The 13,837-nt window shown below is 47.8% G+C and carries 10 protein-coding genes; 1 reads left to right on the plus strand and 9 read right to left on the minus strand.

Annotated elements, in window-relative coordinates; translation table 11 throughout:
- The 5 genes from G358_RS0112120 to G358_RS0112140 form a co-directional block, all read right to left on the minus strand.
- Entirely contained in the window at positions 1 to 960 is a 960-nt protein-coding gene (locus tag G358_RS0112120; RefSeq protein ID WP_019637495.1) for an ABC transporter permease, read from the minus strand.
- Between the two features lie 81 nt (positions 961 to 1,041).
- On the minus strand, positions 1,042 to 2,733 hold the full coding sequence (locus G358_RS0112125) for an extracellular solute-binding protein (protein ID WP_019637496.1): 1,692 nt from the start codon (positions 2,731 to 2,733) through the stop codon (positions 1,042 to 1,044).
- 133 nt (positions 2,734 to 2,866) lie between these two features.
- Entirely contained in the window at positions 2,867 to 4,423 is a 1,557-nt protein-coding gene (locus G358_RS0112130; protein WP_019637497.1) for a response regulator, read from the minus strand.
- Positions 4,420 to 6,243 (minus strand): sensor histidine kinase, encoded by a 1,824-nt coding sequence (locus tag G358_RS0112135; protein WP_019637498.1) that lies wholly within the window; start codon positions 6,241 to 6,243, stop codon positions 4,420 to 4,422. Before G358_RS0112135 ends, G358_RS0112130 begins: the two co-directional genes overlap by 4 nt.
- On the minus strand, positions 6,236 to 7,804 hold the full coding sequence (locus tag G358_RS0112140) for a response regulator transcription factor (protein WP_019637499.1): 1,569 nt from the start codon (positions 7,802 to 7,804) through the stop codon (positions 6,236 to 6,238). Before G358_RS0112140 ends, G358_RS0112135 begins: the two co-directional genes overlap by 8 nt.
- Positions 7,805 to 8,175: 371 nt before the next feature.
- Here G358_RS0112140 and G358_RS0112145 point away from each other — a divergent pair, with 371 nt between their 5' ends.
- Positions 8,176 to 8,808, plus strand: coding sequence for a polysaccharide deacetylase family protein (locus tag G358_RS0112145; protein WP_019637500.1), 633 nt, complete (start codon positions 8,176 to 8,178; stop codon positions 8,806 to 8,808).
- A 55-nt stretch (positions 8,809 to 8,863) separates the two neighbouring features.
- Here the strand turns inward: G358_RS0112145 and G358_RS0112150 are convergent, their stop codons facing one another.
- The 4 genes from G358_RS0112150 to G358_RS0112165 form a co-directional block, all read right to left on the minus strand.
- Positions 8,864 to 10,879 (minus strand): FAD-dependent oxidoreductase, encoded by a 2,016-nt coding sequence (locus G358_RS0112150; RefSeq protein WP_019637501.1) that lies wholly within the window; start codon positions 10,877 to 10,879, stop codon positions 8,864 to 8,866.
- Positions 10,880 to 11,046: 167 nt separating this feature from the next.
- Entirely contained in the window at positions 11,047 to 11,856 is an 810-nt protein-coding gene (locus tag G358_RS0112155; protein WP_019637502.1) for a MerR family transcriptional regulator, read from the minus strand.
- A gap of 209 nt (positions 11,857 to 12,065) precedes the next feature.
- Positions 12,066 to 12,929, minus strand: a complete 864-nt coding sequence (locus tag G358_RS0112160) for a carbohydrate ABC transporter permease (RefSeq protein WP_019637503.1) — start codon at positions 12,927 to 12,929, stop codon at positions 12,066 to 12,068.
- Positions 12,930 to 12,945: 16 nt separating this feature from the next.
- Entirely contained in the window at positions 12,946 to 13,830 is an 885-nt protein-coding gene (locus tag G358_RS0112165) for a carbohydrate ABC transporter permease (protein ID WP_019637504.1), read from the minus strand.
- Positions 13,831 to 13,837 lie beyond the last annotated feature (7 nt).

Here is a 13,837-nt window from a genome sequence, read left to right on the forward strand (position 1 = left end):
CTATAACAGCCTCTCTTCCCCTAGTCGTTTAGCGGTCCAGTTTGCGAAGAGCAGCATGGTTACGCTAACGACCGTTTTAAATATACCGGCAGCAGTGGCTAGAGAGTAATTGCCTTGCGCAATCCCATATTTCAGCACGAAAATGTCTATCGTTTGCGACCAGTCGACAACAAGACCGTTGCCAAGCAGATATTGAACTTCAAATCCCGCTTCGAGAATATGACCGATCGACATAATCAGTAAAATAATTATCGTTGGCTTTATCCCCGGCAAAGTGATATGGAACATTTTTCTATAGCGGCTTGCTCCATCAATATCTGCAGCTTCGTATAGTGCGGGATCGATCGCGGACATGGCGGCCAAGTAGATGATCGTATTCCAGCCGACCTCTTTCCACACATGGGAAGCACCGACAATACCCCAGAAGTATTTGCCTTCGCTGAGCCACTGAATCGGCTCTTTGATAACATTGAGCTTGAGCAGAATGTCATTGATTATGCCGTCTGAAGCAAGTGATGTCGCGACGATCCCGGTTACGATAATCCAGGACAAAAAGTGCGGAAGATAGGATATCGTCTGTACGGTTCTTTTCCAAAATACTTTCTTGATTTCATTCAGCAATAAAGCCAATATAATCGCGGTCGTAAAGCCGAGAATCAAATTTATAACACTCATCGCAAGTGTGTTTCGCAGCACCTGCAAGAAACTATCGTCTTTAAACAGAAATTCAAAATGCTTGAATCCTACCCATTTCTGATCGCCAAAACTGCGCGCCGGCTTGTAATCCTGAAAAGCCATTGACCATCCCCAAATCGGAACATAGGCAAACAAAACGATGTAAGCCAGCAGAGGCACTGACATGTAAATCAGCTGACTCTGATCTTTGATGAGGGACCAAGTAATCTTCTTTCCTTTTTTGGACTTCCGGACGGTACGATTTTTTGTTAAGGTCTCATCCATAAGTTGTTGTCTCCCCAAGCCTATTATTCCGGAAGGCGGAGACTAGGCATGTCTGCCACCCTCCGGTTTAACGCCAATGCCTTATTTCACTGTCCAGGAATCTCTTCTCCATTGCAGCACTTCATTGATCCGGTCTTCGTACGCTTTGATGTTGAGCTTCCCGATTTCGGATACGTATTCGTTCCATACTTTGTCAAAATCGGCCGGTTTGGCTAGGATGGCTTTCGGCAAGTATTTGGTAGACAATTCATTTTGCTTCGTATTTACAATTTTCGCTTCCGATCCATCAACTAAGTCTACGGACCAAGCTGGATAAGTAATGTCATTCTCCGGTGCCTCACTAAAGAAATCAACGGGGCTGTCAAAGCCGTAAGCTTCAAGGAACTGCCTATCATACGGTTTCAACCCAGCCTTGAATTCTTCAGGTTGAGCGGCTGCATCCGTGGAGTTCCCATCGGAGAAGAAACCTTCCATTTTCGGTGCAAATTTAACCCATGCATCCGCTTTGTTGCCCAATTTCCAGGTGCCGTCATTAAAATTATCGCGCTGCTCTTGCGTTTTCATGAAGCGGCCTTCCTCATTGACATAGTAGTCCTCGTCTGGAATTCCCCAAAGGAGAATTTTCTGCCAATCCTCTTCTATCAAGCGATCCATTAACTTAATAATCTTGACAGGATCCTTCGCGTTAACACTGATGCCAAAACCGTTGTTGAGGTTCAGTGCCGGACGATCCTTATAGTGATCTCTTATGCTTGCATCGTATACGAGAGGAAGACCGATATAAGTTCTGTCGAGCCTCTCCTGTGTAATCAAAGACTCCTCAGCTGTTTGGAAATTCCAATGCTGGTCAAACATGCCGAGAACGGCGCCGCTTGAAATTTTGGCCATATACTGGTCGTAGTTTTGCGTAAATGCCTCTTTATCGACTAATCCAGCCGCATTCATTTCATTCAGCTTCTGATAGTACCGTTTCGCGTAATCCTTATCGGCAAAAATCTCTGCTTTGCCGTCTTTTACAACGACGCCGCCGTCATTCGGATGACCGATCAAATGCTGCGGAGCGTTGAATAATCCCCAGTTTCTCCAGTCATAGTTTAGAATCTCGAAACCAATGGTCGGGGTTCCGTCGATCGTTGGGTATTTCTCCTTGTACTTAGCGATCAAATCAAAGTATTCATCCAGCGTTTTGACTTGAGGATAACCTGCATCCTCCAATACCGCCTTTTGGATCCAGAAGGCCGGTCCTGCATACCAGTTGCTGGCAGGGTCACCGTTTAAAACGCCATAGTTCGGAAGAATATAAATATGACCGTCATTTGGATCCTTCATCATATTCCAGTATCTTTCATAATGTTTTTTCAAGTTTGGAGCGTGTTCCTCAATCAAATCCTCTAGTGGGATATAAGCCCCGGCTGTAGTCAGCTTTGTATTTCCCGTCATTAGATCAGGATAGTCCGAGCCTGCAATCATAACGCCCAACTTCTGATCAATGTCACCCGCCAAAAATTCAAATTTAAAGGAAGCACCGGTCTCTTCTTTAATCATCTTGTATATCTTGTTGTCTGGTGTTGGCTGTTGACCTGCTTCCCCGATGAAGACACTGATTTCAAATGGTTCTGCCTTACTGTCATTGTTCCCAGTCGCTGTCTGTTCAGGAGTGTTTTTGTTACCGTTGGATTTAGCGTCCCCGCCGCTGCACCCGGCAAGAATGATACTGAACGACAATAACAACATCGTACCCAGCCGGAGCAAGGATTTAGACTTAACCCCCATTGTATAAGCACCTCCGTCAATATTTGTAGTTACATAAGCCTTTTTTGTAAGCCCTTTCATGTAACTTATCTTTATTTTAGAAGCGCCGACAGAACCGAACTATAACGTTATTAAAGGATTAACCCAAAAAATATTAGAACATGGTGTTCTTGTATTCGTTGGGCGACATCCGCATCCGAGCCTCGAATTGCTTAAAAAACTGGCCATAGTGACTGTAGCCGACAAGCTCGGCAATTTCGCTGTTCTTCAATTGGCTCTGTCCAAGCAAGCGCACCGCTTCCTCAATCCGCAGATTGTGTATGAGCTCATTAAAGCTGATACCGTTTTTTCGCAGCAGCAGCTGGCCCAAATACGCCGGATGCATGTAGAACATTTCGCCTAGTTTTTTCAGGGTGAGGCGCTCGCGGTAATGCTCGAGAATATAATCGTTAATTTTGTGCACCATCCCCTGCGATTTCCTGGACTGCTCCTGCAGAAGCAGTTCGATGCCTTCCGTACCACAGGATCGAAGCAGGTCCATCAGATCGCTCAAAATAAATACAGAATCCGATAAACCGGGAAGCTCATATTTTTCAAACAACAGCTTGGCCTTCGTCTCACCCGTCTCTTTGAAATACTCCATTATGATGCACATCATATGAATGACAACCTTCTTGACGATTTCCGGGGCGACGAGCAACTCCCGAAAACTGCGAGCTGCCGAGTCTACCGCCTCTCGATAGGCCGCCTGATCCAGAAGCGTAAACGCACCGATGATTCCCTCGACCGCCGCCAGTTGATCATAGCGGTAATTCAAAGACTGTTTTGCAGTCTGTTCGTAACGGTAAATACGATCATACGCTGTATCATAAAATTTGTGCATTATCGCTTCCCTTGCGGTCTGATAGCTGTGTCCGATCTGCAGCAAGTCATCCGTGCCCTCGCCGATCGCCATAAATACCCGCTGCCCGGCATACAGCCGCGCGAGCTCCTCAAGTATCCGGCATGAATCCCGCTCTCCTCCCTCGCCGGGGAAATCGCCGTATACGATACCGAAGCGGTTCATATCCAAATCGATCAAGTACATCGCTTCTTCCTCGTACAGCAGGGCGGCTGCTTTGCCGCGCAAGTCAGCGAACGAGGCCTCCTCCGTCTGCACAAGACAAAAATTCCATTTATCCCGGACCTGGGATAACCGGTCCAAAACCGTGTTCTCCCGCTGTGGCTCAACCCGCCTTTGGCCCGGTAATTCCACCTGCAAGAGCTCCTTCAGCTGGGAGACGATTTCTTCATACAAAGCGATTTGCGTCATGCCTTGTTTCTCTTTCTCCTGCACCAGCTCCTCATGAATTTCGGCCAGTTCCTCCTCAGCTTCACCGGAAATGATCGGCTTCAACAAATAGTGGCTAACGCCGAAGCGCAGCGCCTTCTGGGCATATTCAAACTCGCTGTACCCGCTGATAATGACAAAGCGGACATCGCTCGATTGCTCCGCCTGCCAGGCCGCGATCATTTCCAGCCCGTTCATGAGCGGCATATTGACGTCTGTCACTACCAAATCTGGCTCCAGCTCCTTGATCAGCTGCAAGCCTTCGACGCCGTTGCTCCCCGTTCCGCACACCTCAAACCCGATGCTCCGCCAGTCGACCCACAACTGCATCCCTTCCAGTGCGCCGGGCTCATCGTCAATCAAGAGTACTTTGAACGTCATCGTTTCTCTTCTCCTCCTAGCTTAGATGTGTGATCAAGAAGCCTAAGCGGAATCTCATAGCTGATCTCGGTCCCTTTCCCGGGCCGGCTGACGATATCGAAGCGTACCTGGTCGTCATAGTACAGCTCCAGCCTGCGGTACACGTTGCGGATCCCGATGCTCGTTCCCGTAGAATTCTCATTGCGGACGGCAAGAATGACCTCCCGAAGCTTGGCGGCCTCCATGCCCTTCCCGTTATCCGTAATGACGATGCAAAGGCGGGCCTCCCTCACCGCGGCGCTAATCCGGACGATTCCAAGCCCGTCAATCATCTGAATGCCATGCTTGCAGGCATTTTCGACCAGCGGCTGAATGCTCATCTTCGGAATTTTATATTGGAGCGCCTCCTCCTCGATCTCGAACCGGTAGTCGAATTTTTCCCGGAAGCGGAATTTCTCGATTTTCAAATACATCTCAATGAACATCAGCTCTTCCTCAAGGGATACAACGTCCTCTGTCCAGCTAAGCAGCCTGCGCAGCAGCTTGGATAAGCTCTTGATAATATCGGTCACGTCCGAATAGTTGTTCTTCGTGCATACGACCAAAATCGCGTTCAGCGTATTGAACAGAAAATGGGGATTCATCTGGCTCTGCATAAAGTTCAACTCTGCGCGGACGCGCTCCATCTCCAGATTTTTCTTCTGAATCTCCAGCTTATAAACGTTGTTGATCAAGGAGTTGATCTTGGCGGTCATCCGGTTGAAATTGCGGATCAAGCCGCCGATTTCATCGCGTCCCTCATCGATTTGGATCAGGTCGAATTTCTCGTTTGACACTTTCTGCATATGCCGGGATAACCGCTTAACCCGGTAGTTGTAGGATCTTAGCATAACGTAAATAAACAATGACGCCGCGAGGGTTACAGCGGCGGCCATCACGCCTACGAACACTCGCATTTCAAGCATCGCCTTCGTAATCCGCGTGCCTTCCGCGAGCCCGATCAGCCGCCAACCCTTCACATATTTGGCCGTACCGATTGATAGGATATATACATCCTCACTCTTATACTTCGCTGGCAGTTTAAATACGGGGTACGGATCCGTGCTGCCTCTTTGGTAACCGCTGTCTGACGACATAATGATCTGGTTATGCTCATTGACCAAATAGAGGTTCAAGTAATCCTGCTCCCGTACGATCACATCATAAATTTTACTTAGATCAATATCGATCCTAAGCAGCTTATCGTAAGAATTGTACTGATCGATGGAATCCATTTTCTCAATCACGCTTAAATAAGGAGCCATTAAGGCTTTATCACTGCTATCTGCGGCCTGATACGCCGAAACAAGCACGCGCTCGTTCGACTCTTTCCACAGCTTATACCAACCGTTGCTTTTCACTTCATCGTTAATGATCTGATAGTTGCCTCCGTTCACGATGGACTGATTATCCGTAAAAATGGTGATATGCTGAATTTGGTTATTTACCGGCATGTAGCTAGTTACCCGGTGGCGGAGCTGCTCATCGAATGCGACATAGAAATCCAATTGATCTTCGTATACCCGGTCCAGCATCTCATACAGCGTTTTGTCCCGGCTTAAGGCATGGCTGACCGCGATGCCGCCATCAATATAATCATGGATGTCCTTCCTGGCCCGTTCTAACGAAATCTCCAAGTTCTGCTCCTCTCTCGATGTGATCAAATGGGACATGCGATCCATAAATAATAAGTTCGTAAGGATGATCGGAAGCAGCACGCCGATTAAAAAAATGAGAAAAAACTTATAGTTTAACGAAATATCATTCACGACTTTTCCAAGCTTCCATTTTCTTTTAGCCATCCGTGACTCCTCCTGGCTCATTAGCCGGGTTTATCCCTGCATCCTGTTTGTATGCCGAGGGCAGCACGCCGGTGCTTTGCTTGAATTTATGAATAAAATAGTCCGTATTCGGGTAGCCGACTTGTACGGCAATATCGGAAATTTTCGTCTGCGTCCGTTTCAGCAGCCGTTTAGCTTCTTCAATCCGCCTATCGTTCAAATACGTGTTAAACGATTTGCCTGTATTTTTCTTGAACAGCTGTCCTAAATAAGTCGCGTTCATATGAAATTGCCTGGCCAGCTCTTTAAGCTGCAATTTGCCCCGGAACTCCCGGTCCACATACTGAATGACATGGAAGATCGTATTCCCTTCATTTTCCTGACGAAGCTGGCGCAAGCAAACCGCCGCCTGCACGCTTAGGTGGAGCACATAATTTTTCATTGTTACATAGTCCGCGATGTCGCCTAAAGAACCATATGCTTGCTGCAGCTTTTTCATTAACGTATCCGGCTCTCCGTTCATTTCCGCAATCCGCTGGCAGATCATTAATTCCAGATTCACCACATAAGCTCTGGCCGTTTCAATACGGTACGGATGACTTGCAAAAGAAGCGAAGAACTCTTGTACACTAGCCCTGATGTTCTCCGCATTTCCTTCTGCAACCCTATTGAACAGTACATCGAATTTCTCTCTGTGCTGCACCTCTCTTGTTCCTGCGGCCGGATAGCCGCAATAGTAAAATACCCCGCTTCTTCCCTGACCCTGTTTCGCGCTAATGATCTCGGCTGCCTGCCGGTACAGCTTACTGATGGAGCGAATCCCGCCCATTTGACTGCTAACGGCTATCAATACAGGCTGCTCCGCGCGAGCAGGCAGCTGCTTGTATAATTCCATTGCGGCTTCCTCTGCCATGTCATCCAGGCTAGCCTCTAACTGAATGAGCAGCCCCGTCCGTCCAGCGTTGTCACGAAAAGTATGAACAGCTTCCTGAGCAAAGTGCGCGGCCGTCCAAGCCTTCAAGTCGACCGCCATGTCGGGCGCTTCAATGAGCAGGCATTGCAATTGGGCGTTGTCCCGCAAGTGCAGGGATTTTACGGCCTGATGCTCCAAGATAGGGTTGGATTCGCCTTGAATCAGGCGGTTAACGACATGGTTGACGACGAGGCCCTGCTGCTTCACCTCGCTTTGCTCCGCCGCTATTTCGTCTGAGATGTTTGTATTCAGCTTAATCAGCAAATTGTTTATATCTTCATCATCGATTGGCTTCAGCAAATATTCGGCTACCTTTTGCCGCATCGCTGTACGAGCGTAACTGAAGTCATCGTAGCCGCTTAACACAACAAATTTGGGAGGCTTCGGCAGCAGCTGATTACATTGCTCAATCAGATCCAGGCCGCTTAGCACCGGCATATGAATGTCCGTAAAGACCAGCTCCGGCTGACAATCCCGGATGATCCGGAACGCTTCGCTGCCATTAAGCGCCTCTCCGCAAATTTGGAATCCGTACTTCTCCCAAGCTATCATCGTTCGCAGCCCTTCCAAAACGAGTGGTTCATCATCAACCAGCAAAACATTCCACATGCGATCCGCCCCCAATTCATCATATTTGAAAGCGCATTCATTTAGTTGTTTGCTTTTCCTATTTAAAAAGCGCTTAGGTAAGCCTGATTTTATCAAAGGGGGATTTAAAAAGATATATGCAGGCCTTAATTCATCTGAAATAGACACAATTATGTCACAGATGGTCTAGGCGATGACTCAGCCGTTGATGCTGCCGATAATGCAGGCAATGATTCAACGAAAACAGCATTATGCATCATTATTTATATGATATATAATTGAAATCAGCATTCTACCGGTCTTTATCGCATACTTGCTGCTCCGTACCGGATTGTAGAAGGATCGCCGCAGGTTCGATCACAAGGGCAGGCGCATAACAAGGAGGCTCGCACATGTCCAATATTTCAATCGTCGACCAATTCGTTGCTCGAGAAAAAGTTGTAGCTTTTACTTTTGATGATGGCCCTAATCCTGTATACACTCATCAGCTTCTTGATATTTTCCGGCAGGCAAGCTCCAAGGCAACCTTCTATATGATCGGCAACCAAATCGAACAGCATCGTGAACTGGTGCGAACGGTCGTTAGCGAAGGACATGAAATTGGCAACCATACGTATACGCACCCTTATATGTCTAGACTATGTGAGCAGGAATGTATAAATGAAGTTGTCTGGACAGAAGAATTAATTATAGAAACCGTCGGGGTGAAGCCGCAAACGTTCCGTCCACCGTATTTTGATTATAACGAGCAAGCAGCTCAGTTTATTAGAAGCCGGGGATATACCATAGTAGGAGCGGTAAATGGTGAAGCTATGGATTGGGAGCAGCCGGGAGTGCAGCATATTGTCGACAAGACGAAGGAGAAGGTGTCTCCGGGCAGCGTGCTGCTGTTCCACGACGGCTTCGGCGACCGCTCGCAAACGGTAGAGGCGGTGCGGATTTTGGTAAGAGAGCTGCTTGCCGAGGGGTACCGACTAGTTACCGTGAGCGATTTAATCGGGCTGTCCGCCGGAGAAGGGGCCTGAAGCTTGCAAAGGGAAAAGGGAGCTGCATTGATGCAGCTCCCTAATTTTGGCGGTTCTACTTGGCTAAAGCGCTGTTTGCCGCGCTCTCCCCGCCAAGGCGCCCCGAGGTGAACGAGTAGCCGATCCCTACGCCGTTGCCGACATACGTATCGTTGAACAGTACGCCTTCCGACTCCAGGCCTACCGCATACAGGCCTTTAACCGGCACCCGCTTGTCATTCAGCACTTCGAACTTCGTGTTGACGAGCAGTCCGCCAACCGATCCCAAGTTGTTGATCTCCGCAATAATTGCATAGTACGGCCCTTGATCCCCCATCGGCTGTAAATACGCTTTATCTTTGCCAAATTCGGTATCCACTCCCGTCCTCGTCGCTTCTTGATATTTAGTGAATGCATCGGTGAGCACGCCTTGGTCCATTCCGGCGTTTTGGGCCAATTCCCCGATCGTATTGCCTTTGTAGCCATCCCCGTTCTTTACCATCGCGTCGAATACTTTATCTGCGTTCTTCCAAGGGTTGTCCAATGTAAACTGATCCTGGAAAGAAGCGTAAAATTCCGGCGGCATGCCTGGTAATTTCGGTGCATTAACACCGTTCATTCCTTGCTCCATAAGGGCATCCAACTGTAATTTGGAGACGATAACCAGATGATAGGCTCCGTTGAAAGCACTCGTATTGGCGGCGGCCACAGCTGTAAGCGTGGATGCCTCATCTCTGAATCTGGCTCCCGAAGGGCCTACATTCATAAAGTTGGGCAAATACGTCAGCATCAGCGGATAACTGGCTTCAAAAGGCGAATACTGTGATTTCAGCTTATCCGTAGCTCTCGCCAGCGTCTGGTGCAGCATTTGTCCGCCAAAATTATCCGGTACTTTCGCTCCTGCCTCCCATGCCATCTGCAAACCTTCCCCGATGTTCTGGCCCAGGCCGCCATTCACTCCCTCAAAGCCAAAGCTTTCTTTGACCATTTCCTTATTGGCTGCATAGCCGCCAGTCGCCATGACGACGCTCTTGGCGCTAATTTCGAGTGTCGTCCCATCCGCCTGCTCTGCAATCACACCAGTGACCTCCCCCTTGTCATTGGTCATGAGCTTCTTAGCGGTTGTTTCCGTAATGACTTGCCCGCCTTGTCTTTCCACCGATTCAGCCAGCATGGCTCTCAGCGCTTCTTGCCGGGTCTCGTAAGGAGGTAGTACGTGAAGCTGTTCTCCGGCAAAGTTCAGGAACGCCGTCTTGTACCCTTTTTCCGCTAACCAGTCATACGTTTCGCCGGACTTCGTGACATATTGCCGAATCGCGGCCGCATCGACTCGCCAGTGATTATTGATGATCCAATCGGCAATTTCCCGCTCAACCTCGACCTTCAGCCCACTCTCTACGGCAGCCGAAGAATTGTAAAACTTGCCGGCCCAAGATAAATTGCTTGCCCCGCCTATAGTCGCTGTCTTCTCAATAAGAATCACCTTGGCGCCTTGATCCGCCGCAGATACGGCCGCCGATACCCCGGAGGCCCCGGCGCCCACCACTACGACGTCGGCTGTAAGCTGCTCGACCTGGCCTATTCCGGCTTTTTGCACAGCTCTCCCCTTGAAGGCTTCTAAGCTGGCTCCAGCCTGCTTCACCGTATCTTCCACAGCAGCCACAAGAGCGCTGCTCGTTTCTGTAGCTCCACTAACGGCGTCCACCGCCAAGGTCTGCCCGGCAATAATTTGCTCCTTCACTCTTTCGATGGCCGTATCGCCGATTCCCGCCGTCTCCGTTTGGCTGACGATGCGAATATCGGTGATGTTCTCCGCCTCGTCAAAAGTGACTTCAACCTGAATCTTTCCATCCTTTCCATCCGCTTCAGCCGTATACGTCCCCGGTTTAAAATTGCTTGTCATCTCGGTGCCGGATTCCTGCTTCTGATTCGTTTGCTCCGGCTCCTTCGACTGGTCCGTATTGCCGCTGCATCCGCTTAAAATAGATAGCATCAATATGAGACACAGCGAAAGGATAGTAATTTTACGGCCAGCTTTTCGATGACTGGCTGTTTGTTGATTTACTTTGTGGTGCTCTGCTTGTTGGCGCATTGCTGTTCCCCCTGTTCTGTCCGCTAGTTTGTTCATCTGTCTTCAGCATTGAAGACTGTTAGCCTCACTGTAAACATTGGTGCCGCTCCAAGGTCAATGGATAATATGTGAAAAAAATCCCAAAGTCCATCACAACAGATGAACTCTGGGACAATTAGCCGGAATATTTACTGAATCGGTATATAAATTTCCAAATACGTTCTGCTGTAATCCCCCAACTTCTCATTGAGCAAAATTTTGCCCGTAATGTCGCCTGCTACCGAATAACCGGATTCCTTCATGTAATCAAGCATAAATTGAAATGAATCACTGCTTATATATTCCTCATGAGCCCGGACAATAACGGCACATATACAAGTTGCCGGTGGCAGATACTCGACGCTGTCATTCAACACAGCATTCAGCCTCCGGCCGTCCTCTTCAAGTAGAGTCAAGCCCCAGTTGTAATCCATCACTTCATGTTCTATCGTTTGATCCTGATTTTCCATTCGAAAGGAGTAGTAGGTGTAAGGAAGCTTCTCCATCCAGTCCTGCACCAAACAAGTTAATTCCTCCTGCTTCAGCAAGTCATTCCGATACGTCTGCTTAATCCGGTATCTTCCCGGCAGCTGCCTGATTTGACATTGATACAAAGCGTCCGGGATCTGCTTCAGTTCTTGATTGATCTCTTTCATTTTATTTAAAAGCATTGTACTTCTCTTAATTTCCGCTTCCAAAAGAAATTGTGCTTCTGTTACCTTTGCCACAATCTCGTCAGATGAAGCTTCATCCATAAGCGCCGCCACCTCATGCAGGGGAATTTGCATGCTGCGATACCACCTGCTCATGAGTAAATCTCTAGCGTCAAAATCATTGAAAAACCGGTATTTGTTATAGTTGTTCTTCAGCGGCCGGACAATATTATGCTTCTCATATAACCGCAGTGTATCCGTCGTCACGCCAACCATCGAAGCAAATTCGCCAATGGAATACTTCACGCTTTATCCCTCCCCCCATAAGTCGACACAAACGTTCTACTATGTAACTTATTTTAATAATAGATTGTTTTGGCAGAATGTCTTGTGAAATTAATCACGAGTGGAGTGCTTTTTCTGTCTAATGCACGTTCAAACAAAAAAAACGCCCGAAGTGACTCTCCTCTTTCGGACGTTTCCCAATGCTTCATACGATCATTTATTGTGTTATCCTAGCCCTTGATCGCGCCCTCAATCATCCCGGCAATCAGCTGCTTCTGGAAGATCAAGACGATGATCAACAGCGGCAGGACGCTGACGACAGAGCCGGCCATAATGAGATGGTACGGCGTGTTGTTACTGTCCTCAAGCGCTTTGAGCGCGACGGATAATGTCATATTTTCTTGCGACCTTAAAATAACTGAAGGCCACAGAAAGTTGTTCCACTGTTTGACGAACAGAATGATGCCCAGCCCGGCAAATCCTGATTTTAAATTCGGCAGAACAATGCGGCGAAAGAGCTTAAATTCACTGCAGCCGTCAATACGTGCCGCTTCCAGCATCTCATCGGGAAGAGCAGCGCAATATTGACGCATGAAAAAGATACCGAAGGCGCTGGCCAAATCCGGGAGAATGACGCCCCAAATGTTATCTATTAAATGCAAACCCTTATAGATGGAAAATAGCGGAACCATCGTCGCCTCGTGTGGAATCATGAGAGAGGCGAGGACAAATACGAACAGTACCTGCTTGCCTTTGAACTGATACTTTGCGAAGGCAAAGCCAGCCAAGCCGCAAAAAAACAAAGCAATCAACGTAGATGTCGTGGACAGCAAGAAGCTGTTCCAGGTAATAATGCCAAATTTCCGGTTTACAAATAGCTCCGTGAAGTTTTCCCAATGAAGTGTTGCAGGAATCCAGATCGGCGGATTCACAAATATTTCACTGATATCCTTAAGCGACGAACTGAACAGCCAGAACAGCGGGAACAGCGTAGCCAGTGAAGCAAATATCATGAATATGAAGGTCAGCGCCGAGGTCCATCCCCGCTTACTCCCCAACGTGGCCGGATGACGCTGCTTCAGAGTTTTTTCCATAATTATTCCCCCATTCCTAATCTTTATCATCGAATACACGCATTTGAAGTAATGAAATTACCATCATCAGAATAAAGAAGCAGACGGCAATCGAAGATGCGTAACCGAAATTAAAGTTTTGGAAGCTCTCCGTGTAAAGCATGAGAACTGGGGTCAATGTCGAATTAAGCGGCCCGCCTTGCGTCAAAATAAAGGGCTCTGTAAACAGTGAAAATGTTCCGATCGTAGATAGGACGGTACAGAATAGCAGCATTTTTTTGACTAACGGAATCGTAATGAAGAAGAAGCTTTTCCATTTCGTTGCTCCATCTACATAGGCCGCTTCATACAAATCCTTGGATATGTTCTGCAAGCCTGTCATCAGCAGGAGCATATTGTAGCCAAGCCAACGATACATTACCATCATAGCTACGGAAAGACGGGCCCACCAAGGCGATTCGAGCCAAGGAAGCGGACGGTCGATCAGGCCAATGTTGCGAAGCACACTGTTAATTAAACCATCCTGGGTATTAAACAACAGAACAAATACAAAGGATACAGCCACTACGGATACAAAGTTGGGCACAAACAAGGCCATTCGGAAAAATCCTTTTCCAACCATCCAATTTGAATTCAGCAAGGATGCAAAAATGAGTCCAAGAAACAGCATCACCGGCACATACATCAAGAAGATCAGCGAACTGTTCCAGAGGGATAGCCAAAAGCTCCTATCCCCGAACAGCTCAACATAATTGCTAAATCCAACCATCGTCTTCTCACCCGAGCCGTTCCAGTCCGTAAAGCTAAGGTAGAACGAATATAAAATCGGATATAAAGAGAAGATGAAAAACAATATGAAATAGGGTGATATGTATATATAAGGAGCAAACAATAGCTGCTTGTTCCATCTGGATGTCTTCATATCGGGC

Origin of the sequence: Paenibacillus fonticola DSM 21315, from assembly GCF_000381905.1 — a bacterium.
In the GTDB taxonomy this organism is placed as follows: domain Bacteria; phylum Bacillota; class Bacilli; order Paenibacillales; family Paenibacillaceae; genus Fontibacillus; species Fontibacillus fonticola.

Bases quoted from the DNA above. Each gene is read 5' to 3' on its own strand.
- G358_RS0112120 (WP_019637495.1), bottom strand. From the start codon at position 960: ATGGATGAGACCTTAACAAAAAATCGTACCGTCCGGAAGTCCAAAAAA.
- G358_RS0112125 (WP_019637496.1), bottom strand. From the start codon at position 2,733: ATGGGGGTTAAGTCTAAATCCTTGCTCCGGCTGGGTACGATGTTGTTA.
- G358_RS0112130 (WP_019637497.1), bottom strand. From the start codon at position 4,423: ATGACGTTCAAAGTACTCTTGATTGACGATGAGCCCGGCGCACTGGAA.
- G358_RS0112135 (WP_019637498.1), bottom strand. From the start codon at position 6,243: ATGGCTAAAAGAAAATGGAAGCTTGGAAAAGTCGTGAATGATATTTCG.
- G358_RS0112140 (WP_019637499.1), bottom strand. From the start codon at position 7,804: ATGTGGAATGTTTTGCTGGTTGATGATGAACCACTCGTTTTGGAAGGG.
- G358_RS0112145 (WP_019637500.1), top strand. From the start codon at position 8,176: ATGTCCAATATTTCAATCGTCGACCAATTCGTTGCTCGAGAAAAAGTT.
- G358_RS0112150 (WP_019637501.1), bottom strand. From the start codon at position 10,879: ATGCGCCAACAAGCAGAGCACCACAAAGTAAATCAACAAACAGCCAGT.
- G358_RS0112160 (WP_019637503.1), bottom strand. From the start codon at position 12,929: ATGGAAAAAACTCTGAAGCAGCGTCATCCGGCCACGTTGGGGAGTAAG.
- G358_RS0112165 (WP_019637504.1), bottom strand. From the start codon at position 13,830: ATGAAGACATCCAGATGGAACAAGCAGCTATTGTTTGCTCCTTATATA.